Raw genomic sequence first — 22261 nt, 5'->3', positions numbered from 1 at the left:
GATGGCAGGCGACAACCACACTGACGCCGGCGGCGATTCGGGCCGTCCCGACGCACGGACGTCTCGTCCGGACGACCGACGGTCGGCACTCGCGGCGTCGCGACGGGACGTCCTCCGCACCATCGGAGCGGGGGCGCTGCTGGGCTCGATCGGGACGGCAAGCGTTCAGGCGGCACCGGGGGACCGCGAGTTCGTCGACACCGACGGCCCGGAGTTTACCCTCGGCGGCGACCCCGTCTACTTCAGCGGGACGAACAACTTCTGGGTGACCGATCCCTACAGCGATCGCTCGCGGATCGACGACGTGCTGGCGCTGTGTGCGGACCTGGATCAGAACCTGCTGCGAACCTGGGCGTTCTGTGCGGGCGAGGGCGGCCAGTGTCTCCAGCCGGAACCCGGCGTGTTCAACGAGGCAGCGCTGCAGCACCTCGACTATCTCGTCGCGAAGGCCGGCGAACACGGGGTGCGACTCATCCTCTCGCTGGTCAATAACTGGGACGACTACGGCGGCATCGCCCAGTACGTCGAGTGGGCGGACGGCGCAAGCGAGCACGGCGACTTCTACGTCAACGAGGAGTGCCGGGAACTGTATCGCACCCACGTCGAGACGCTCCTCACGCGGGAGAACTCGATCACCGGCGTCGAGTACCGCAATGATCCCGCGATCGCGATGTGGGAACTCGCCAACGAACCCCGCCTGGAGGACGACGACACGGAGACCATCGACGACCGGGAGGCTGCCCTCACCGAATGGTTCGCCGACATGTCCGGCTTCATCAAGGATCTCGACGACAACCATCTGGTGACGACCGGGCTGGAGGGCTTCTACACGCGGGCGGACGGGCCAAACTGGATGTACGGCGACTGGACCGGCCAGAACTTCCTCGCCCACCACGAGATCGACACGATCGACGTGTGTTCGTTCCACCTCTATCCGTACCACTGGCCCGGCATGGGGCTGGCGGGCCAACTCGCCGAGGACGACGTCGTCAGTGCCGTCGAGTGGATCCGCGAACACGCCGCCGACGCCCGCGAGACGCTCGAAAAGCCCGTGTTGCTGGGGGAGTTCAACGTCAACGTCCAGGAGCACGACCTGGCGACCCGCAACGATCGGTTGACGGCGTGGTACGACGCCCTCGACAGCCAGGACGCGGGCGCGGCGGCGATCTGGCAACTGGTGCTCGAGGACACCGAAGACCACGACGGCTTCCAGGTCTACCGGAGCGAGTCCGGTGACATCCTCTCGGGGTACGCATCGACGATCCGCGAAAAGTCCGGGCACAGCGACGGGACGCCGTCGGCCGACGCGACGGCACCCTCTTCGCTCCGAATCGGCGAGTCCGGCGATTTCAGCGGCACCTACTCCTTCGATCCGGACGGCTCGATCGCCGCCTACGACTGGGCGTTTGACGACGGCGGGACGGCGACCGGCGAGCGGGTGACCCATCGCTTCGCCGAGACCGGGTCCCACGAGGCCGAACTGACCGTTACCGACGACAGCGGCGCGACTGACGCCGATACCGAGTCAGTTTCCGTCGAAGGCATCCCGGAAGACTCGTTTCTCGTCGAGGGCGCGGGCGAGACGTTCCACCGCGACACCAAGCAGTGTCACTTCGCGTCGATGCCCGCCTCGGGCGACGTGGCGGTCACGGCCCGCGTCGCGGATCTCGAACCGGTCGATCCCGAAACCCAGGCCGGTGTGATGGTGGCCGACGATCCGGACGCGCCCGGCGCGCTCGGTGCCGCCACGATCACGCCCGGCGAGGGGAGCGAACTGACGCGGGCTTACGACTCGACGGTGTGGCGCGAGCGTGCCGGCGACGATCGCACGCCGCCGATCTGGTTGCGCGTCAAGCGGTCGGGGTCGTCGGTGTCGGCGTCAGTCTCGCCGGACGGCTCGGACTGGACGGAGATCGGGTCCGGCGACGTCGATCTCCCCGAGGACGTCCACGTCGGGCTGTTCGTCAGCGCCAACAGCGCGGGCGAACTCGCCGCCGCCCGCTTCGACGAAGTCGATTGGCTAGAGGACTGGACGGCGTCCGACGTCGGCCCCGTTTCGGTGGCCGGCGCGACGACCGCCGGCGACGGCACCACGGACGACGGTGATGGCGACGAGGACACGACGCCGCCGACGGCGCCCGGCGATCTGGCAGTGACCGGGACGACGGATTCCTCGATTTCGCTCTCGTGGGACGCCGCCACTGACGACGGTGGGTCGGGCCTTGCCCACTACGATGTCTCCGTCGACGGCGCGCTCGACCAGCAGGTCCCCGCTGGCACGACGACCGCGACGGTCGACGGACTCGATCCCGCTACCGAGTACGAGATCGGTGTCTCGGCCGTCGATAGCGCGGGCAACGAATCCGGGACCGTGACGGTGACGGCGACGACCGGGGACGGCGACGACGAGGCACCGACGGCGCCCGCCGACCTGACGGCGACCGAAACCACGAGCTCCTCGGTCTCGCTCTCGTGGGACGCCTCGACGGATTCGGGCGGGTCTGGGGTCGAGCAGTACGTCGTTGCCGTCGACGGCGAAACGGTCCACTCCGTCGAGGCCGGCACGACGAGTACGACCGTCGAGGAACTGGACGCCGGGACGACCTACGAGGTCGGCGTCTCGGCGATCGACGGTGCCGGCAACGAGTCCGACCCGGCCGTCATCGAGGTGACGACCGCCGAGAGCGACGACGGCGGGGAAGAACCGCCAGAAAATGCCCTGGTCGTCAACGACTACGACGGCGATCCGGCGTGGGCGGACAACCGGAACGACCTCGGGAACTGGTGTGGCGCCGGCTCCTTCGAGAACGGCGGCGGCGACGTCGAGGACGGCGCGCTGGTCCTCGAGTACGACAACGCCGGGTGGTTCGTCGAGCAGGTCCAGCAGGACGTCTCGGACTACGCGGAGCTGGTGGTCGTCCTCAGCGGGGAAAGCGGCGGCGAAGGCGATCACTTCGTTGTCTCGCTCGGCGGTGATCGAGCGACGTTCAGTACCGTTGCCGACGGCTCGATCGGGACCACGCCGGAACCGATCTCTATCGATCTGGAATCGGCGGGCATCGACGCCACGTCGCCGGGCGAACTCCGCCTGAACTTCTGGGAGGGCGGCGCCGGGAGCGGAACGCTCCGGATCGAGGCGATACGATTCGAGTGAACAGGCATGGGACGTAACTCACGGAGAGCGATTGCACGCGGGGGCGGCGGGCGGCCGCCGGCCCGGACTGTCGCCGGCGTCCCGGCCGGGGGCGCGTCGCTGTTTCGACTGTATCGGGGGATGAACGATCGCGAACACATGACGACAGATGACGAACGAACTGACCGAATCGACTGACGCATCGGCGACTGATCACACTGACGAGGCGGCCCGAGAGGACCCCGGCCTCACGCCGTCACGCCGGACGTTCCTCGGGGCGATGGCGAGTGCTGGGACGATCGGTGCCGGGCTTTCGGCCGCCACTGGGACCGGAGCCGCCGGGGTTCCGACACCACGCCTGCACACCGAGGGGCGGTGGATCCGCGACCCGGCGGGCAACGACGTGACGCTCCGGGGGATGGCACCCGCTGACCCCGGTTTCTACCGGCAGTACCACCCCAAGAGCTTCGAGGAAGTCCTGGAGTGGGCGACGGACACGGAGCGCGGCTGGCATCCAAACACCGTCCGGTTGCCCTGCACGCAGGACTCGATCGACGCGCTGGGCCTGGAGACGTACGTCACCGAGGTACTCCGCCCCGCGGTCGACCTGCTGGCGGCCCGGGACGTCTACGCGCTGGTGGACTTCCACCTCATCAGACCCTATACGCAGGAAGCAACTGAGACCTACAACGAGGAGAACGACGACGACCTCGCACCGATCGACGACGTGATGACGACCTTCTGGGATCGGGTCGCCCCGGAGTTCGCCGAGGACGAACACGTCATCTACGAGCTGTTCAACGAGCCGACCCAGCCGGCGATGTACGGCGACGACGCCGGTGCCTTTCAGGCCTGGCGTGACGCCGCCCAGCCGTGGGTCGACCTCGTCCGCGAGCACGCCCCGGAGACGCCGATCATCATCGGCTCGCCGCGCTGGACGTCGGTGACCCACATGGCGCCGGAGTATCCCTTCGATGGGGAGAACCTGATCTACGCGGCGCACATCTACCCCGACAACGGACCGCCCGCGGACTTCGACCAGTGGTACGGCGAACCGGCAAACGACGTCCCGGTCGTCGTCACGGAGTTCGGCTGGGAACCCGCCGGGGGATCCGTCGATCAGGGCACCACCTCCGGGTGGGGCGAGCCCTTCCGCGAGTGGGTCGAGGGTTACGAGAACATGGGGTGGATCTCGTGGTGTTTCGACGACTCCTGGGAGCCGGCCTTCTTCGAGTCGCCGGACTCGGGAGCCAACGAACCCTGGACGCTCAAGGACGACCCCGACCAGATGGGCGGGTACATCAAGACCTGGCTCGAGGCGACCAAAGATCAGGACATCCCGGAGAGTACGATCGACGACGACGTCGCACCGCCGGCACCCTCGGGGCTCGAGGTAACTCGTTCGACCGAGATCAGCGTCGAGATCGCCTGGAGCGCCGTCACCGACAAGGGCGAGGGCGGCCTCTCCCATTACAACGTCTACGTCGACGGCGAGCGCCGCGGGCAGGTGATCGACGGGACGGCGACGACGGTCGACGGCCTGGAACCGGCGTCGACCTACGAGGTCGGTGTTTCTGCCGTCGACAGTGCGGGCAACGAGTCCAATCAGACGACGACGGTCGCCGAAACGATCGCCACCGACGCCGGCCAGTCGGCGTTCGTCGAGCACGAACTCCCGGGCCGCATCCAGGCCGAGGACTTTGACGAGGGTGGCCAGGGAATCGCCTATTACGATACGGGATCCACGAACGAGGCCGGGGCCGACTACCGCGAGACGGGCGTCGACATCGGGACGGCCGTCGAGTCGGGGTACAACGTCGGCTACACCGAGACCGGCGAGTGGCTCGAGTACACTGTCACCGTCGAATCCGGTGGTAGCTACGAGGCCACCGTTCGGGTTGCCAACGGTGCTGATTCGGGTGGCGACCTCCGGATCGAGGTCGACCGCGCCGAGGTGGCGACACAGAACGTCTGGCCGACCGGCGGCTGGGAGAACTTCGAGGAGATCCGTGTCGGCGAGGTCGACCTCCCCGAGGGCGAGCACGTCATCCGGATCGTCGTCGAGACCAGCGGCTGGAACTTCGACTGGATCGAGTTCACTGGCGGCGACGGCGGCGAGGACGTGACCCCGCCGACTGCTCCCTCGAACCTCTCAGTGACCACGACGACGCCGTCATCCGCCGAGATCGCGTGGGACGCCGCGACCGACGAGGGCGGGAGCGGACTCGATCACTATGCGGTGTACGTCGACGGGAGTCTCGATCAGCAGGTTCCGGTCGGGACCACGTCGGCGACGATCGCGGATCTCGCGGCCGAGACGAGCTACGAGATCGGCGTCTCGGCCGTCGATGGGGCAGGCAACGAGTCCGAATCGGTGACTGTCGACGTGACGACCGACGCCGGCGACGACACGACCCCGCCGACTGTCCCCAGGGACCTCTCGGTCGATGGGACGACGGCCACGTCGATCGACGTCGCCTGGAGTGGCGCTTCGGACGCCGGCACGGGTGTCGACGCCTACGCCGTCTACGTCGACGGGAGCCGCGATCAGGCGGTTGAGGCAGGGACGACGACGGCGACGATCGACGGCCTCACCGCCGCGACGACCTACGAGGTCGGGGTTTCGGCGATCGACACGGCCGGCAACGAGTCGGCGACGGCGACCGTCGAGGCCACGACCGACGAGGCCGACGACGGCGAAGGCGATGACGGCGATGGCGACGAGGACGAAGCACCGCCCGAAGACGCCCTGGTCGTCAACGATTACGACGGCGACCCGTCGTGGTCGAGCAATCGCAACGACCTCGGCAAGTGGTGCGGGGCCGGGTCGTTCCAGAATGGCACTGCCGGAGGCGGTGCCGTCGAGGACGGCGCGCTGGTCCTCGAATACGACAATGCCGGGTGGTTCGTCGAACAGGTCCAGCAAGACGTCAGCGACTACTCGACGGTCGTGTTGCGGGTCAGCGGGGCGAACGGCGGCGAGGAGAGCGAGTTCCTCTTCGACATGGGCGGTGCGCGCGACCTGCTCGCGAATCTGACCGACGACTCGATCACGACGAGTGTCACTGACGTCGCGATCGACATGGACGCGGCCGGGATCGATCCGTCGGGCGGGGGACTCTCGATCCGCCTGAACTTCTGGCAAGGAGGTGCGAGCACGCTCGAAATCGAAGAGATCCGACTCGAATAGACATCGAACCGTTCGATCAGACGCCACCGGACCGGGCCCGTTAGGGATGGGGTGATGACGGCCCAGGGTCCGGTGGCACAACCAACGACACGATATCCATGACAGAACACGACGCGAACTCACGGGGAATGGGGCGGACGAAAACTGACCGGGACACCGATCTGTTCCGTCGGGACCTGCTTGCGGCGATGGGACTGGGCGCGGGATCGGTCGCGCTCGGGACGGACGTGGCCACGCCGAGCGTGGTCTCCCGAGCAGCCGCACAGACTGAGTTGGGCTTCGACTACGCCCACGCGCTCCAGCAGTCACTGTACTTCTATGACGCCAATCGCTGTGGTGCGACGACGATGGGCGATCGCCTCCAGTGGCGCGGCGAGTGCCACCCTTCGGACACGAAGATCCCGCTCGCGGAGGCGACCGAGGATGGCGGGACGAACCTCTCTGGAAGCTTTATCGATCAGTACAGCGACGTACTCGATCCCGATGGGACGGGGACGGTCGACGTCAGCGGTGGCTTCCACGACGCCGGCGACCACATGAAGTTCGGGCTCCCCCAGTCCTACAGCGCCTCGACGCTTTCCTGGGCGCTCTACGAGTTCGAGGACGCCTTCCGGGACGTGGGGGTCTACGACCACATGGTCGACATCCTGCGGCACTTCGCCGATTACTTCCTGAAGTCGACGTTCCGGGATGACGAAGGCAACGTCGTCGCCTTCTGCTATCACGTCGGCGAGGGGAGTATCGACCACAACTACTGGGGGCCGCCGGAACTCCAGTCATCCGAGGAGTACCCCCGGCCAGCCTACTTCGCCACGCCGGAGGATCCGGCCAGCGACCAGTGCGCCGGGGCGGCCGCGGCGCTGACGATTACCTCGCTCGTCCTGGAGTCCGAGGATTCGGAGTACGCGGCGGAGTGTCTCGAAACCGCAAAGGCACTGTATGACTTCGCCGTCGAGAACCGCGGACTTGGGTACGACGGGGGTTTCTACGACTCGAGTTACGACGAGGACGAACTCTCCTGGGCGGCGGTCTGGTTGCACATCGCGACTGAGGACGACGCGTATCTGGATGACATCCTCGCGACCGACGATTCGGGAACCTACACTGGGTATTTCGGCGAGATCATCGACTCGACCGACGACGACTGGCAGAACATCTGGGTCCACTCCTGGGACACGGTCTGGGGCGGCGTCTTCCTCAAACTCGCGCCGATCACCGACGACCCCGAGCACTGGCAGATCGCCCGCTGGAACCTGGAGTATCTTTCGGGCGGTTCGGTCGAGCATGAAGACGACAACGATACGAACTACGCCTCGACGTCGGATGCTGGGTTCACCGTGCTCAACACGTGGGGGTCGGCCCGGTACAACGCCGCCGCGCAGTTCCAGGCGATGGTCTACCGGAAGTACCGCGACACCGAGAAGGCGGTCGCGTTCACCGACTGGGCGGCGACCCAGATGAACTACATCATGGGTGACAACCCCTTCGGCTACTCGCTGATCGTCGGGTTCACCGACGACCACGCCGAGCATCCCCACCACCGGGCTGCCCACGGTTCGAAAGAGAACAGCATGGAGGAACCCGAAGAGCATCGCCACACGCTGTGGGGTGCCCTGGTCGGCGGGCCCGACGAGGACGACACCCACGTCGACGAGACCTCGGATTACGTCTACAACGAGGTCGCGATCGACTTCAACGCGGGGCTGGTCGGTGCGCTCGCGGGGTTCAACACCTTCTACGAGGATACCGGCGAGCCAGTCGCGGAGTTCCCGCCGGGTGAGGAGCCGATCGACGCCTACTACGCCGAGGGAGAGGTCCTCCAGGAGAACGCCGACCGGACACAGGTTCGAGTGACGATCCACAACGAATCGATCCACCCGCCCCATCGCGAGGACGGCCTCAGCGCCCGCTATTTCATCGACGTCAGCGAGTTGCGCGACGCCGGCCAGTCGATCGACGCCGTCTCGGTCGAGGTCCAGTACGACCAGCAATCAACCATGGGCGATGGGTCGGCCGACGTCTCGGGGCCGATCGCCTGGGACGAGGATGCCGGTATCTACTACATCGAACTCGACTGGTCGGGCAACCAGATCTATGGCGCACGGGAGATTCAGATCTCGATGATCGCCGAACAGGACGACAACTGGGAGAGCAACTGGGATCCATCGAACGATCCGAGCTTCCAGGACATCGGCGAGGAGGCGACCGTCACCGAGGCGATCCCCGTCTACCTCGACGGCGAACTGGTTTACGGCCAGCTTCCGGGTGAGTCCGAGTCCGAGCCCGACGACACGACCGCTCCGACGGCTCCCTCGAACCTCTCCGTGGTCGAGACGACAGCGTCCTCGGCCGATATCGAGTGGGGGGCCGCCAGCGACGAGGGCGGTAGCGGCCTCGATCACTACACCGTCTCCGTTGCGGGCGACTTCGATCAGCAGGTCGAGGCCGAAACGACGACGGCGACCGTCGAGGAACTGGACGCCGAGACGACCTACGAGATCGGCGTCTCGGCCGTCGACGGCGCCGGCAACGAGTCCGATACCGTGTCCGTCGAGGTGACGACCGACGACGCAGACGACAGCGGGAACGAGGACCAACCCACCGAGGCGCTGGTCGTCAACGACTACGACGGCGACCCGGCGTGGTCGAGCAATCGCAACGACCTCGGCCAGTGGTGTGGGGCCGGTTCCTTCGAGAACGGGAGCGGCGATGTCGAAGACGGTGCCCTGGTGCTTGAGTACGACAACGGCGGGTGGTATCAGGAGCAGATCAACCGGCGTGTCGAGGAGTACGAGACACTTGTCTTGCGCGTACGCGGTGCCAACGGTGGCGAGGGCGAGGAGTTCATCGTCGATGTCGGCGGCACGCGCGGATATCTGTCAGACCTGACTGACGATTCGATCGGAACGAGTGTTACCGACGTTGCGATCGACATGGAGTCGGCCGGTATCGACCCCACCGCCGAGGGGCTTGCGGTCCGGCTCAACTTCTGGCAAGGAGGCAATAGCACGCTCGAAATCGAGGCGGTGCGCTTCGAGTAGGCGTGTCTTGACCGCTCTATAGCGTAAATCCAGGGTTTCGGTGTCTCGGATTCGACCAGTCTATTAATTTATGGTGGAAATTCTCCTCGTTCGTGATGTTTATTTAATAATAGAAGGTTATTATCATCTGGTATGGTCAAACGAAGGACTGTATTGAAAGGGAGCATCGCACTCGGAAGCCTGGGTCTGGCGACGTCAGTCCTGGGCCAGGAACATTCGCCGCTGGTCGTCCATTCGTTCGACGGGGGGACCTATCCGGGCTCCAACGACCTCGGCAACTGGGCGGATGCGGGGAGTTTCGCCAACGGGAGCGGGTCGGGCGAGGTCGAGGACGGCGCGCTTCGTCTGGAGTACGACAACGCCGGCTGGTTCGGGAGCAACGTCTCCCAGTCGATCGACGACTACCAGTATCTCACGCTTCGAATCCGTGGGGACGAGGGCGGCGAGCAGTCGGATTTCATGCTCAAGATCGGCGGCGCCTCGGATCTGCTGGAAAACCTGACGGATGACTCGATCGGCACCGACTACTCGACCGTCTCGATCGATCTTGAATCGGTCGGTGCTGACCTGGCGAGTCCACAGGCAGTCAGGTTCAACTTCTGGCAGGGGGCCTCAGGGGCCGTCGAGATCGATCGGATCGCGGTGACGACCGACCCGGACGACGACGGTTCGGAGACACCGACGGAGACGCCCGAAGACACGCCGACTGAAACGCCCGCAGACACGCCGACGGAGACGCCAGAGGACACGCCGACGGAGACGGAACCGGACGATGACGACGGTGAGCCGACCTGGGACGTGCCGTTCCCGGACCGGCCGCCGGAGCCTGATACCCTGCCGTCTGACATCACTGGCAGCACGACGGTCGCCGAACTGTACGAACACTTCGATGATCCGTACTACGTCCCACGGGACTTCACGGACTACCTGCCCGGCGAGACGTCCTCGACCGGCCAGGCGTGGACGGACGCCGAGAAGGCCGAGGAGTTCAACTACGACGTCGAGGCCGTCCAGAACAACATCAGCGACGGGTCGCTGACCCTCGATCAACTCGGCACGCAGGCGTTGCCCTACGTCCAGCAACTCGCCGACAACGACTTCCCCGCCCACGCGACCGTGAAACTCCTCCCGCGGCTCGCGCTGTTGCCGGACGAGACCGAAGACCCCGGCACGCACGACGACCCCGACAACGTCTGGGACGAGACCGCCGGCCCGACCCAAGCGACGAACGGTCCCGATCAGTTCATCCAGGACCGCTGGCCGACGGACGCCCGAACGTACCAGCCTGACGAGGTCCGCGTGCGTGACCGCGTCCACGACCAGCCGGAGTACGACGACAGCCGCGAGTGGGGGAGTTCGGCTGACCTGCCAGAGGACGTCGTCAACAACCCGGACAACCCCATCCACGAGATGGTGGCCGACAAGGTCGACCCGCGGACCGGCGAGTCGCTTGGCGGCGACGGCTTCACTGCCAACGCGCCGATGGAGGCGTCCGTCGAGATCCACGAGAACGGCGGCGGCTACTGGAACCAGTACATCGTCCTGAAGAACACCAGCGAGGTGCCGTACTTCCAGGACGGGATGGTCATCACGTGGCTCGGCCCGTCGGGTGACGCCGCGAACCTCGCGGACGGCCACTGGAACAACCCCCACCGCCCGAGTCAGTCGCTTGGCCATCCCCAGCGCGACGTGATCGAGGTCAACCATCCCGACTACGAGGGCATGTCGGCCTACGCCGTCCGGTGTGCAAATCACGACGAGCCCTACCACATGCGGACGATCTACCCGAACCAGCAGGTCGCCATGGAGATCGGGACGCCCGCGAACCCCGAGCAGTGGTCCTCGTCCTCGGCGCGCCAGGACCTGGTCGACACGATGCTGGACTCGTTGCACGTCGAACTGGAGACCAACCTCAGCCGGAACGACCGGCTCATCGACGCCATCGACCTGAAATATCGGGTCCCGAACTGATCGTCGACGGGTCATACCGCGCCCAGCAAACAGATTCCACTTTTCCCACAGTTTTCCTCCCCTGCCTCAGGGACGGCGGCATATTTGATATAGCCAATAATGATTTATGCGTGTGGCGCGGGTCGGACTCTTCTCCGTGGTAACTGCTGCTCGACGGCAGCAATAGGCGAATTCTCAGGTTTCGTCCGAATCGATCGAGTCGAAGCGCCCTTCGGCGATGGCAGCGGCGACTGTCGTGTCCTCCACGTCCTCGATCGCGTGGGGGTATTTCCGGGTGAAGTACCCAAGAATATTCGTGACGTCGCGTTCGAGCAGTTCGCGGGCGTTTTCGTGCTCTGTCGGGACGGCCTGTGGCCAATCGAAGACGGTGACGCCGCTCTCCCCGACGAAAATATTGTATTCACTCATGTCGGCGTGGACGTACCCCGCCTCGTAGGCGTTCTGGACTTCGTCGAGAATCAGATCCAGGACCGGGCGTACCTGTTCGTCTTCGAGTTTCGTCCGTGAGAGTTCGACGCCGTCCATGCGTTCCATCACGATCGCGTGACGGTTGTGATCGACCGGTCTCGGCACGCTTACCCCGGGGTATAGCTCTTCGAGCGCGGTATACTCGCGTTCGGCGGCCTTCCGGGCGGTGTACAGCCAGGAGACGTGCTCGCGATCGGCGGTGTACTCGCGTTCGCGCATCACTTCCCGGAAGTTCGTATAGCCTTCGCGGTGATACTTCAGCGCCAGGGGCTTGTACGATTGGACCTCGTAGACGTCACTTTCCTTGCCCACACCAAGACTCGAACCGACTCCCTGGATCGACTCGCGCTCGGCGAAGGTGTGTAACGCGAGTGCGTCATAGCCCTCGAACGTCAGTGAAAATCCCTGGTACTGGATCGTCTTTCGCTCGATTAACCCCCGGTCCTCACACCGGTCGAGTCGGTAATCGACGTCCTCGACGGTCATTCTCGCGAATTCGGGTATCTTTTCTCGGGAAACCCACTCCGAGAACCGCATTCCCTGCTCGATCCCCGAGAGAAGATGAAAGTCCTCCGGCTCGAGCTCGGCTATCACCGGGGCGACGTTCGAGACCATTAGAGTCCGGTAGGGGTTTGCCCGGCAAAAGCCCGACGTGTCGTTGCGTTCACCCGGCATTAAATCGCATTTCGATATACGAAGTCCAGTTAGCGCGGCAACCGCCGGACTGTCACCGTCGAAGCGCCTATGTCCGGCAGGGCCGAGGGTCGAGATATGCAAATCGGCGCTCACACCTCCATTGCCGGCGGCGTTTCCAACGCTGTCGAGGAACAGCTCGAATACGACGGCAACTGCGGCCAGATCTTCTCACACTCACCGCAGGTCTGGCAGGAACCCTCGATCGAGGACAGCGAGGCCGACTCCTTCCGAGAGCGATCGATCGAAGCCGATGTCGGACCGTGGGTCATCCACGCGTCCTATCTGGTCAACCTCTGTACGCCCAAGGACGACCTTCGGAAGAAGTCGATCGCGAGTCTCCAGGAGGAGGTCGACGCCGCGGCGACACTCGACATCGAGTACGTCAACGTCCATCTCGGTGCCCACACGGGCGCGGGCGTCGAGGAGGGACTGGCGAACGCCGCCAGCGCACTCGACGAACTCGACGTTCCCGAGGACGTGACTGTCCTCGTCGAATCGGACGCCGGCAGCGGGACCAAACTCGGCGGCGACTTCGAGCACCTCGCGACGGTCCTGGAGGCGAGCGAGCAGGACCTCGGCATCTGTCTCGACACGGCCCATCTCTTCGCCGCCGGGTACGACCTTTCGACGCCCGACGCCGTCGAGGAGACCGTCGCCGACTTCGACGAGAAGGTGGGTCTTGACACGCTCGAATGTCTCCACCTCAACGACTCCAAGCACGCCTGCGGGACGAACAAGGACGAACACGCCCACCTCGGCGAGGGTGAGATCGGCGAGGCGGGCATCGCGGCCGTCGTCAACCACGACGCGTTGCGGGAGTTGCCGTTCGTCCTGGAGACGCCGACCGAGGACGGTCGGGGCTTCGCCTGGAACGTCGAACGCGCACGCGAGCTTCGCGAGGCCTGACACGGGACGTTTCGAGCACCTTTTTGACGCCCGTGGGATATCACCGGTATGCGCCGGTTCGACGCCGAGTACCTCACGCACACCCGCCGCGGCATGTGGGCGGACTCGCGTGAAGCGCTTTCCGCCCTGGATCTGTCAACCCGCGAGCGGGTGCTGGACGTGGGCAGCGGCACTGGCGCGCTCACCAGGGTTCTCCGCGAGGAAACGCCGGGCGATGTAGTCGGCGTCGATGCGGATCCGCAACTCCTCGACCACGTGGAGGGACCGGCAGTCGTCGGTGACGCGTTCCGACTCCCCTTTCCCGACGACACCTTCGATCTGGTGGTCTGTCAGGCACTCCTGATCAACCTCCCCGAACCAGTCGACGCCGTTCGGGAGTTTGCCCGTGTCTCTCGGGATTCGGTCGCGGTGATCGAACCGGACAACGGGAGCGTGACGGTCGAGTCGACCGTCGACGGCGAATCGGCGCTCGCCGGTGAGGCTCGCGATCGGTATCTCGCCGGCGTCGACACCGATGTCACACTTGGGTCGGACGTGGAGTCGCTACTTGCCGATGCCGGCCTGGCGTCGGTCAAGATCACCCGCTACGATCACGCCCGCACGATCTCGCCGCCGTATGACGAGGCCGATGTCGAATCAGCCCGTCGAAAGGCCAGCGGTTCGGGGATCGCCACGGACCGAGAGACGTTGCTCGACGGCGGGCTCTCGACGGAAGCGTACGACCGTCTCCGACAGCGGTGGCGCCAGATGGGCCGCGACGTCATCGAACAGATGGCTGATCGGACCTACGAGCGGACGGAGACCGTCCCCTTCTACGTCGCGGTGGGTCAGATCTGAGTGGGAGACGCCGACAGTCCATCAGACCACGTCGCCACGGACGCTGACGCCGTCCTCGCGCTCCCGGTACGTTTCGACGGCGTTGGCTGCCTCTTTGGCGACCGTTGGCTCGGCACCGAGCATCTCGAGTGCGCCCGAAAGCGGCGGGAAAGCGTACTCTCCGTCCCGGAGCTTCTCGAAGGCGTCGGCCGACCGTTCGCCGTCGATCCACAGGCAGACCCCTCGGGGATCGAGAATGTGTTCGTAGGATTCCCGGGCGAGTGCGCCCTCGAGTCGCTGGGTGACGTTGTCCTCGAAGGAGGCGTTACAGACTTCGAGATGGACCGGTTCGTCCTCGCTCAAGAGGTGAGCCCCGAGACACTTCTCCGGGGCGACGTGGCCGCTGGGGTTTGCCCGCACGGCCTCCGGGTACTCGCGTGCCCACTCGGCCCGGACCGTCTCACCGATCCCGTCGACGCCCAAGCGGTCGTTCAATTCGGCCGCACGGTCGTCGGCCTGGCCAAAGAGGAGGTCCTTCGTGAGATAGACGTCGAGGCGCTCGACCGGATCGACGCCGAGCGCGAGATCGCCGTACACCCACACTTCTGTGACCGGGACTGGCATTGTCTCGTCTTCGATCGTCTCCAGCAGCGTTTCGAGACGATCGACCGCAGCCGCACGGTCGAGTTCAGTCATCGTCGGGGCTACCGCTCGCGGCGCGAAAACGGTTACCCCGCGCAGGCTTTTTGCCGACACTCCCCGATTGTGAACTATGAACACAGCGGTCTACGGGACAGGGCCTGACCTCGTGTTCGTCCTCGGGTGGGGGAACAAGCCCGAACACGGGACCGTCCGCTGGCTGATCGATCACCTCGTCGAGGCTGGGTATCGCGTCCACGCGATCGAGATCCCGACGACGATCACCGACTTCGACGCCGAGTACCTCCAGCCGGTCGCCGAGTACGTCGCGACGCTGTCGTCGTATCGGCTGCTCACCCACAGCACGGGCGGGCTCATCGGTGCGTTCCTCACCGGGCCGGACACCCGGGTCTATCTCAGTCCCTGGTGGGGGATCCACGAGGACCAGGACGGTCCCCTCGCCAGGCTGTTCGCACGGCTTCCGATCGCCCGTCCGCTCTTCCCGACGGGAATCGACGCCGAGGCTATCGGTACGCTCGCTTCCGGGGACCAACTGGCCGACGCCCCCGACGCCGTCGCGCCGACGTTTCTCCGGGAAATCAGACGGGCACAGGCGGCGTTGCCGTCGTTCCGATCCGACGCCGTCGTCTTCTTTTCTCCCGACGACCAAGTTGTCAGCCCGGCCGCGATACAGGAACGCGCGCCGGCGGCCAATCGCGTCCCCTACGACGGCGGGCACGAACTGTTCTCCTCGACGGTGCGCGAGGAGTACCTTCCACTCGTCCTGGACGCCATCGAGTCCGGGGCCACCGCGTTAGAGCCGTAACGGTCAACCGTGCCCCTCCGCTACCCCGGAGCGAATGGATTGCGACAGATGCGGTGGCGACGCCGTCATGCATGCCGCCTACTCGGGAGCTCACCTTTGTGAGGACCATTTTCGGCGCTCGGTCGAGAAACGACTCCGCCGGCGGATCCGCGAGGACGGTCTCGTCCCTCGGGATGCGACGCCCGAGGAGCCGGTGACGTGGCTGATCGGCCTTTCCGGCGGGAAAGACAGCGTGGTCCTCACCCAACTCCTGGCCGAAACCTTCGCCGAGGACCCGCGGATCGAACTCGTTGCCCTTTCTATCCACGAAGGAATCAAAGGGTATCGTGACGAGAGTCTCGACGCCGCCGAGGCGCTTACTGAGGACCTCGGCCTCCGCCACGAGACCGTCAGCTACAGCGAGGAGTTCGGCGTCCGGATGGACGAGGTCGTCGAGAATGACCCCGAGAACATGGCTGCCTGTGCCTATTGTGGCGTGTTCCGCCGGGACCTCCTCTCGCGGTATGCTGACGAGTACGATGCCGATCTCCTGTTGACTGGCCACAACCTCGACGACGAGGCCGAGACGGCGCTGATGAACTTCTTCGAGGGTGACGTCGACCAGATGGCCAAGCACTTCGACGCCAGCCTCGGACCCATGCCCGAGCGCTCGCTGACCGACAAGCACGTCCCGCGTGCCAAGCCGCTGCGGGACGTTCCGGAGAAGGAGGTCGCGCTATACGCCCGCCTGGCCGACCTGCCCGCGCACATCACCGAATGTCCACACGCATCGGAATCGTTCCGCGGTGAGATCCAGGAGCTGTTGTACTCGATGGAGGAAACCCATCCGGGGACGCGTCACTCGATCATGGCTGGCTACGAGCAGTTGGCACGGTATGCAGCAAAACGCGCCGACGCCGATGACAGTGCGTACGACGCGTGTGACACCTGCGGTGCGCCGACGACCGGCGGTCGCTGCCGGAAGTGCCAGTTACTGACCGCTCTCGAGGGCTGAGAGAAACGCAGAAAGTCGCTGGACTCAGTCGGTCCGGATGACGTCGAGTCCGTTGTTCTTCTCGACTTCGTTGCGGCCGCCGTCAGTCTCACCGAAACTCCGGCCACCAGCGTCCGATCCGCCGCCGAAGTCAGTGTCCACGTTCGCGCTCGCGTCGAAGGTCTCCTCGCTCACGTCGACATCTTCGATCGCGGCGCGGGACTTGTTGGCCTGTTTCTGGGTCGTCGGCCCGAGGACCTGTGCGGACTGGACGCCGGTCATGATCGCCATGACTCGCACCTTGCCCTTGTAGTCGTCCTCGATGCGGGCTCCCCAGATGACGTTCGCGTTGGCCTCCAGGCGATCCGTGATGTTGCTCGCGATGCCCTCGGCCTCGTCGAGGGTGAGATCCGGTCCCCCGGTGATGTGGACCAGTCCGCCGCTCGCTCCGCGGTAGTCGACATCGAGCAGTGGGTGGTTCATCGCGTCTGAGACCACTTCCTGGGTCTTGTTCTTGTCCTGGGTCTCGCCGACGAGCATCACCGCGACGCCACCCTGGTTCATGATCGCGGACATGTCCGCGTAGTCCAGATTGATCAGGCTCGGCTGGGTGATGGTCTCGGAGATGCCCTTGACCGTCTCGGCGATGATCTGGTCCATCACCGAGAAGGCCTTGCCGATCGGGAGGTTCGGGACGTAATCGAGCAGCCGGTTGTTGTCCAGGACGATGATCGAGTCGGCCTCGTTGCGGAGGTTCTCCAGTCCCTCCTCGGCCTTGACCGTCCGTGCGCGCTCGACGTTAAAGGGCGTCGAGACCATGCCGACGACGATCGCGCCCTGCTCCTTGGCAATCTTCGAGACGACGGGGGCCGCGCCGGTGCCGGTCCCGCCGCCCATGCCCGCCGTCACGAACACGAGGTCGGCGTCGCCCAGCACTTCCTTGATCGTGCCCTGGGCCATCTCCGTGGCGCGCTCGCCCATCGAGGGGTCGCCGCCGGCCCCGAGCCCGTTGGTCAGGGATTTGCCGACGAGGATCTTCGTGTCGGCCTCGATCATCTTGAGGTGCTGTTTGTCGGTGTTCAGCGCGATCGTATCCGCGCCGTCGACGCCGATGTTGTACAGGCGATTGACGGTGTTGTTACCCGCGCCGCCACAGCCGACGATCACGATCCGCGGATCGCCGAACTCGTCGCCCTCGGCGTCCATCTCGCGCTGTTCTTCCTCCTCGTGTTTCAGGGCGGAGTTGACGATGTCCTGCATCGTCTACACCTTTGCCCACGTCCGACGCTTGCGCTTCTCGGACGGACGTTCCTTTGCCGTATCTTGCTCGGCGAGCATATCTCGAACGGCCGACCGGATCGCCTCACTCCGGTTGGGGTACTCCCCCGTCTCGACCATTCGTTCGACCTCCTCGATCTGTTGCTTCGGAATCCGTAGTGTCACACGCTCCATATGTTATCGTTCCCCTTTGGGTAAGACGAGGGTATGGCACGTCCGCCTGTCTTACACCATTAAACCGCCAGAGGGCGGCCGGTGACGCACGGGGCGTCGCGGTGTAAGACGACTCGTCTTACGCATACCGTACCACAGACTGAATCATTATAAAAGTTTCCCCGAGTGTAAGACGTTTGGATGTAAACGCTCGAAAACGCTGGTTAAACAGCGTTTACGTCGCGTTCACGGATCGAGCACGTCAGCCGCCGCCGTCCGCCTGCCACAGCTCGGACAGAACGACCAGTCCGAGCGGAGTTCGTCGCCACACTCACAGAACACACGCCGGGCAGCTTTCTCGCCGCAGTTGGGACAGTAGACGTGGTCGTCAGACACCGTTTCGCCACATTGGGAGCACGTCCGCTCGGTGCTTCGTTCGGTGACGGTGTCCGTCGACTCTTCGGCGTCCGACGTTGTCGGCGTTGCCGACTGGGACGCGACGGCGTCCTCCAGGGAGATGTTCACGTTGACGTCCTGTGGCTGGGGTTGCCTTCGCTCCCCGAGTCGGTCCGCGAGTACCGCGTCGACACGTTCCACGATGAGGTCGTCGAGGCTCTCCTCGGCGCTCGCCGGTTCGGGCTCCGGCTCGGAGTCGGACGGCTGTCGGTCCCCATCTTCGAGGTACGTCCGGAGCGCCTCGCGCATGACCTCGCTCTTGGAGGCGTCGAACGCTTCCAGTTGCGCGACGAGGTCGTCGTCAGCGCGGAACGTGATCTTGCTCATACGGCCTGTCATACTCGTTGACAGCCAGCCTACTTCAATCTTCGTGACTGTCTGACGTGCGTCTGCCGCGATCGGACGCGGCTGTCGGGCCCGGATTTCGTTCCGAATGGCAACCGTTAAGTCCGACACCCGACCAATGTCCTGATACGCCCGCCCTTAGCTCAGACTGGTAGAGCAGTCGACTGTAGATCGACTTGCCCCCCGTTCAAATCGGGGAGGGCGGACTTTTGCTGCGAACAACGTGAGCAGTCAAAAGTCAATCCTGAGCCGATTTGAGCAGACGAGTCACAGCCCGGAACGACGAGCGAAGCGAGTCGCATGCCCGGACTGTCTCGGCGAGTTCAAATCGGGGAGGGCGGACTGCGAGACTCGAACCTTGTGGGAGTCTCGACTACCGAGCGGCGCAGCCGCGAGCAGCCCTTTTGCGAACAACGTGAGCAGTCAAAAATTCATCTTGACCCGATTTGAACACGCCAGTCGCAGCCCCGGAACGTCTGGCATCTGTTCAAATCGGGGTGGGGGACTGCGAGACTCGAACCTTGTGGGAGTCTCGACTACCGAGCGCCGGATCCTGCTCGTCACTGAGTTGCAGGTCATCGGGGCGGTCGCCGGCGAGAGCGCCACGTGGTTTCTGAGTAATCTGGTAATAACTCCGGCCATCGACTGTCGCGTTGTCTGTTTTCCACTCTCCCCACCGATCACCGACCCAAGGCTTGCTATCTGGGACGTATTGACACGCTGTGGTGTCGGTTGCCCGATTGTGGCTGGTCGAGCGCGACACCGTCGGCGATCCGGGCCGATCCTCGCGGCTCTGACGGACCACAGGGAGGGACCTGTTTCTCCAATTCAGCGAAAAATAGTATGTGATATATGACCATTTGATCCAATATATACCGGGGGTGAGTAGCCGGTTGGCCGCTGCGGCCCGACCGACAGACGGAGTGGTGATCCACCCGGATGAACGATCGCATCGTTTTTTGGTGGCCGGTCACGCTAGATTAGCCGTGGTCCCAATGGGTGTCTTCAGCAGGGATCGGGAGGGGCAGGCAGCCGTCGATCCCTACATCTGTCTGTCCTGTGAGACGCGGTTTTCAGTCCAGTACCACGCGTGCCCGGAATGTGGGTGTTACGACGTTCGTCACGTGAAGTGGGTCGAGGCCTGAGGCGGGTCGTTCTCGACAGTCGCCGGCCGAGTGTGTGGTTTCTAGCGGTTTGTCCGATCAGACGCGGGCGACCTGGAGCGGTCGCTACAAGTGGGCTGAGACCCAACATCGCCTCGAACTATGCAGACGAGACCACTCGGCCAGACCGGCTACGAGGTCACGGAGATCGGACTCGGCACCTGGAACATCGGTGGCGCGGCCTGGGGTGATGTCGAGGACGAGGCCGGCCGCGAGGTCGTCCGGACAGCCCTCGATTCGGGCGTCGATTTCCTCGACACGGCTGACGTCTACGGCGATGGAACCAGCGAGCAACACATCGGGGCCGTTCTGGACGAATCTGACTACGACCGCGAGAACGTCGTGGTCGCGACGAAAGCCGGTCGGCGTCTCGAACCCCACACCGCCGAGGGGTACAACGCCGAGAACCTCGAGCGGTTCGTCGATCGAAGCCGCGAGAACCTCGGCACGGAGACGCTGGATCTACTCCAGTTGCACTGTCCGCCCAACGAGGTCTACTACCAACCTGATGTCTTCGACGCGCTGGACGACCTCAAAGCGCGCGGGAAGATCGCTCACTACGGCGTCAGCGTCGAGAAAGTCGAACAGGCGCTGAAAGCCATCGAGTACCCGGGCGTCGAGACCGTCCAGATCATCTTCAACATGTTCCGCCAGCGCCCTGCGGAACTGTTCTTCGAGGAAGCCAAGCGCCGGAACGTGGGCGTGATCGTCCGCGTCCCCCTGGCGTCGGGGCTGTTGACCGGAGCGATCGACCGCGAGACCGAGTTCCCCGAGAACGACCACCGGAACTTCAACCGCGAGGGCGAAGCTTTCGACCGCGGCGAGACGTTCGCGGGCCTGCCCTTCGAGCGGGGCCTCGATGCTGTCGAGGCTGTCGAAAAGCACGTCCCCGAGAACATGACCCTGGCCCAGATGGCGCTGCGGTGGATCCTCGATCACGACGCCGTCTCCACGGTGATCCCGGGCTCGACTTCGCCCGAACACATCCGGGACAACGTCGCAGCCGCCGAGATGGAACCGCTGAGCCACGAGATCCACGGCGCGGTTCGAGACATCTACGAGGAGTTCGTCTCCGACGACGTTCACCATCGCTGGTGAGTTTCTAACAAATCTTTGTCTAATTGGCCGGTAGCGTGACGTGTTATAACGCAGATATGAATTGTATGTTGCGATACAGAAGGGATGGGTTCGCGTACCATGCCGAGTGTGCACACGAGACTCGCAAGGCGGTCGCTTATATCGGGGGATATCGAAACCCCGGGCATGCGATTGCCGAGCGAGATCGTCGTCGATCGGTTTCTCCCGACGGCCCGGGCGATGCTTGCCACAGAACTGGCCGATCGCGGCCTCACTCAACAGGAGATCGCCGACCACCTCGGGGTCACGCAGGCGGCGGTCAGCAAGTACGTCGGCGGCGAGGTTACGACTGAGAAGCGATTCAGCGAGGAGCCGCGCATGCAGTCCGCGGTCGACCGTATTGCGACTGGATTCACCGAGGAGTCGATGGATGCCTACGAGGCGCTCGGGGAATTGCTCGCGGTAATCCGGGCGTTCGAGGATCGCGGACCGATCTGTGAGATCCACGAGGAAGAGGTCCCTGCGCTTGCGGGACTCGGATGTGATCTCTGCGTGCGCGGTTACGACGAGTCGGTCGCCGACGAGCGGGCCGTCCTCTCGGCCGTCCGGAAGGCGACGCGACTCCTGGCCGATGCAAGTGTGATGGTCGGGTACGTCCCCAACGTCGGGACGAACGTCGGGATGGCGCTGCCCGAGCCTGACGACGAACTCGACGTGGCGGCCGTCCCGGGTCGGGTCCATGCGATGCGCGGCCGGATCGACGTGCCCGCGAACCCGGAGTTCGGGGGCTCGGAGCACGTCGCCCGGACGATCCTGGCAGCCAACAGTGTCGACGCTTCGGTCCGGGCAGCCCTGAATCTCTCGACTGACGAGGCCGTTCTCGATGCTGCCCGCGATCGCGGGATCGACCCCCTCGCGTTCGACGCCGGCTACGACGACCGCCCGGAGCGCCTCGAAAGCGCATTCCGCGAACGAGGGGCGGTTCCACCGGTCATCTACCACGAGGGGGCGTTCGGGATCGAGCCGATCACTTACGTCTTCGGCACTGACGCCGTCGCGGCGACCCGGCTGGCCATCGAGCTGGTGGCCAACGCCGAGGACGGGTCGTGACCGAGGGTTTACCCCGTCGC

At 64.8% G+C, this 22261-nt stretch carries 17 protein-coding genes and 1 tRNA gene; 13 read left to right on the top strand and 5 right to left on the bottom strand.

What is annotated here, in order from left to right:
* Nucleotide 1: 1 nt before the first annotated feature.
* The 5 genes from SVXhr_RS10875 (at nt 2) to SVXhr_RS10855 (ending at nt 11335) form a co-directional block, all read left to right on the top strand.
* A complete protein-coding gene (locus SVXhr_RS10875) occupies nt 2-3154 on the top strand; it encodes a fibronectin type III domain-containing protein (RefSeq protein ID WP_275737217.1) in 3153 nt (1050 codons plus the stop codon).
* 6 nt (nt 3155-3160) lie between these two features.
* Entirely contained in the window at nt 3161-3331 is a 171-nt protein-coding gene (locus tag SVXhr_RS10870; protein ID WP_275737216.1) for a hypothetical protein, read from the top strand.
* Complete coding sequence (locus SVXhr_RS10865) at nt 3303-6323, top strand: fibronectin type III domain-containing protein (protein WP_275737215.1); 3021 nt, start codon at nt 3303-3305, stop codon at nt 6321-6323. Before SVXhr_RS10870 ends, SVXhr_RS10865 begins: the two co-directional genes overlap by 29 nt.
* A gap of 98 nt (nt 6324-6421) precedes the next feature.
* Entirely contained in the window at nt 6422-9364 is a 2943-nt protein-coding gene (locus tag SVXhr_RS10860) for a glycoside hydrolase family 9 protein (RefSeq protein WP_275737214.1), read from the top strand.
* 132 nt (nt 9365-9496) lie between these two features.
* The gene (locus SVXhr_RS10855; RefSeq protein WP_275737213.1) at nt 9497-11335 is read left to right on the top strand and encodes a hypothetical protein; all 1839 of its coding nucleotides are present in this window, start codon (nt 9497-9499) and stop codon (nt 11333-11335) included.
* A 174-nt stretch (nt 11336-11509) separates the two neighbouring features.
* Here the strand turns inward: SVXhr_RS10855 and SVXhr_RS10850 are convergent, their stop codons facing one another.
* The gene (locus SVXhr_RS10850; RefSeq protein ID WP_275737212.1) at nt 11510-12418 is read right to left on the bottom strand and encodes a serine/threonine-protein kinase RIO2; all 909 of its coding nucleotides are present in this window, start codon (nt 12416-12418) and stop codon (nt 11510-11512) included.
* A gap of 156 nt (nt 12419-12574) precedes the next feature.
* Between SVXhr_RS10850 and SVXhr_RS10845 the strand changes: the two genes are divergently transcribed.
* Nucleotides 12575-13405, top strand: coding sequence for a deoxyribonuclease IV (locus SVXhr_RS10845; RefSeq protein WP_275737211.1), 831 nt, complete (start codon nt 12575-12577; stop codon nt 13403-13405).
* A 48-nt stretch (nt 13406-13453) separates the two neighbouring features.
* The gene (locus SVXhr_RS10840) at nt 13454-14242 is read left to right on the top strand and encodes a class I SAM-dependent methyltransferase (protein ID WP_275737210.1); all 789 of its coding nucleotides are present in this window, start codon (nt 13454-13456) and stop codon (nt 14240-14242) included.
* A gap of 21 nt (nt 14243-14263) precedes the next feature.
* On the opposite strand, the gene SVXhr_RS10835 is transcribed toward SVXhr_RS10840, so the two are convergent.
* The gene (locus SVXhr_RS10835) at nt 14264-14917 is read right to left on the bottom strand and encodes a hypothetical protein (RefSeq protein WP_275737209.1); all 654 of its coding nucleotides are present in this window, start codon (nt 14915-14917) and stop codon (nt 14264-14266) included.
* A gap of 76 nt (nt 14918-14993) precedes the next feature.
* Here SVXhr_RS10835 and SVXhr_RS10830 point away from each other — a divergent pair, with 76 nt between their 5' ends.
* Together SVXhr_RS10830 and SVXhr_RS10825 are read left to right on the top strand one after the other, a co-directional pair.
* Nucleotides 14994-15686 carry an alpha/beta hydrolase gene (locus SVXhr_RS10830; RefSeq protein ID WP_275737208.1) on the top strand — a complete coding sequence of 231 codons (693 nt, stop codon included), beginning with the start codon at nt 14994-14996 and terminating at the stop codon, nt 15684-15686.
* A gap of 34 nt (nt 15687-15720) precedes the next feature.
* Nucleotides 15721-16680, top strand: a complete 960-nt coding sequence (locus tag SVXhr_RS10825; RefSeq protein WP_275737207.1) for a TIGR00269 family protein — start codon at nt 15721-15723, stop codon at nt 16678-16680.
* 24 nt (nt 16681-16704) lie between these two features.
* On the opposite strand, the gene ftsZ is transcribed toward SVXhr_RS10825, so the two are convergent.
* From ftsZ to SVXhr_RS10810, 3 genes are all read right to left on the bottom strand, one after another.
* Entirely contained in the window at nt 16705-17919 is a 1215-nt protein-coding gene (ftsZ, locus tag SVXhr_RS10820; RefSeq protein WP_275737206.1) for a cell division protein FtsZ, read from the bottom strand.
* A 3-nt stretch (nt 17920-17922) separates the two neighbouring features.
* Nucleotides 17923-18111 carry a ribbon-helix-helix domain-containing protein gene (locus SVXhr_RS10815; protein ID WP_015790139.1) on the bottom strand — a complete coding sequence of 63 codons (189 nt, stop codon included), beginning with the start codon at nt 18109-18111 and terminating at the stop codon, nt 17923-17925.
* Nucleotides 18112-18336: 225 nt separating this feature from the next.
* Nucleotides 18337-18873 (bottom strand): zinc-ribbon domain-containing protein, encoded by a 537-nt coding sequence (locus SVXhr_RS10810; RefSeq protein ID WP_275737205.1) that lies wholly within the window; start codon nt 18871-18873, stop codon nt 18337-18339.
* A 150-nt stretch (nt 18874-19023) separates the two neighbouring features.
* Between SVXhr_RS10810 and SVXhr_RS10805 the strand changes: the two genes are divergently transcribed.
* The 4 genes from SVXhr_RS10805 to SVXhr_RS10790 all read left to right on the top strand — a co-directional run bounded on the left by SVXhr_RS10805 (nt 19024) and on the right by SVXhr_RS10790 (nt 22241).
* Nucleotides 19024-19097, top strand: a tRNA-Tyr gene (locus SVXhr_RS10805).
* A 780-nt stretch (nt 19098-19877) separates the two neighbouring features.
* Nucleotides 19878-20036 (top strand): hypothetical protein, encoded by a 159-nt coding sequence (locus tag SVXhr_RS10800; RefSeq protein ID WP_275740975.1) that lies wholly within the window; start codon nt 19878-19880, stop codon nt 20034-20036.
* 120 nt (nt 20037-20156) lie between these two features.
* On the top strand, nt 20157-21152 hold the full coding sequence (locus SVXhr_RS10795; RefSeq protein ID WP_275737204.1) for an aldo/keto reductase: 996 nt from the start codon (nt 20157-20159) through the stop codon (nt 21150-21152).
* Between the two features lie 165 nt (nt 21153-21317).
* On the top strand, nt 21318-22241 hold the full coding sequence (locus tag SVXhr_RS10790; protein WP_275737203.1) for a thiamine-phosphate synthase family protein: 924 nt from the start codon (nt 21318-21320) through the stop codon (nt 22239-22241).
* Nucleotides 22242-22261 lie beyond the last annotated feature (20 nt).

Source organism: Halorhabdus sp. SVX81, assembly GCF_029207715.1.
In the GTDB taxonomy this organism is placed as follows: domain Archaea; phylum Halobacteriota; class Halobacteria; order Halobacteriales; family Haloarculaceae; genus Halorhabdus.
This window is presented reverse-complemented; position numbering and strand designations above follow the sequence as displayed.

Coding starts and splice junctions, on each gene's coding strand:
- SVXhr_RS10875 (WP_275737217.1), top strand. CDS start 2: ATGGCAGGCGACAACCACACTGACGCCGGCGGCGATTCGGGCCGTCCC.
- SVXhr_RS10870 (WP_275737216.1), top strand. CDS start 3,161: ATGGGACGTAACTCACGGAGAGCGATTGCACGCGGGGGCGGCGGGCGG.
- SVXhr_RS10865 (WP_275737215.1), top strand. CDS start 3,303: ATGACGAACGAACTGACCGAATCGACTGACGCATCGGCGACTGATCAC.
- SVXhr_RS10860 (WP_275737214.1), top strand. CDS start 6,422: ATGACAGAACACGACGCGAACTCACGGGGAATGGGGCGGACGAAAACT.
- SVXhr_RS10855 (WP_275737213.1), top strand. CDS start 9,497: ATGGTCAAACGAAGGACTGTATTGAAAGGGAGCATCGCACTCGGAAGC.
- SVXhr_RS10850 (WP_275737212.1), bottom strand. CDS start 12,418: ATGGTCTCGAACGTCGCCCCGGTGATAGCCGAGCTCGAGCCGGAGGAC.
- SVXhr_RS10845 (WP_275737211.1), top strand. CDS start 12,575: ATGCAAATCGGCGCTCACACCTCCATTGCCGGCGGCGTTTCCAACGCT.
- SVXhr_RS10840 (WP_275737210.1), top strand. CDS start 13,454: ATGCGCCGGTTCGACGCCGAGTACCTCACGCACACCCGCCGCGGCATG.
- SVXhr_RS10835 (WP_275737209.1), bottom strand. CDS start 14,917: ATGACTGAACTCGACCGTGCGGCTGCGGTCGATCGTCTCGAAACGCTG.
- SVXhr_RS10830 (WP_275737208.1), top strand. CDS start 14,994: ATGAACACAGCGGTCTACGGGACAGGGCCTGACCTCGTGTTCGTCCTC.
- SVXhr_RS10825 (WP_275737207.1), top strand. CDS start 15,721: ATGGATTGCGACAGATGCGGTGGCGACGCCGTCATGCATGCCGCCTAC.
- ftsZ (WP_275737206.1), bottom strand. CDS start 17,919: ATGCAGGACATCGTCAACTCCGCCCTGAAACACGAGGAGGAAGAACAG.
- SVXhr_RS10815 (WP_015790139.1), bottom strand. CDS start 18,111: ATGGAGCGTGTGACACTACGGATTCCGAAGCAACAGATCGAGGAGGTC.
- SVXhr_RS10810 (WP_275737205.1), bottom strand. CDS start 18,873: ATGAGCAAGATCACGTTCCGCGCTGACGACGACCTCGTCGCGCAACTG.
- SVXhr_RS10795 (WP_275737204.1), top strand. CDS start 20,157: ATGCAGACGAGACCACTCGGCCAGACCGGCTACGAGGTCACGGAGATC.
- SVXhr_RS10790 (WP_275737203.1), top strand. CDS start 21,318: ATGCGATTGCCGAGCGAGATCGTCGTCGATCGGTTTCTCCCGACGGCC.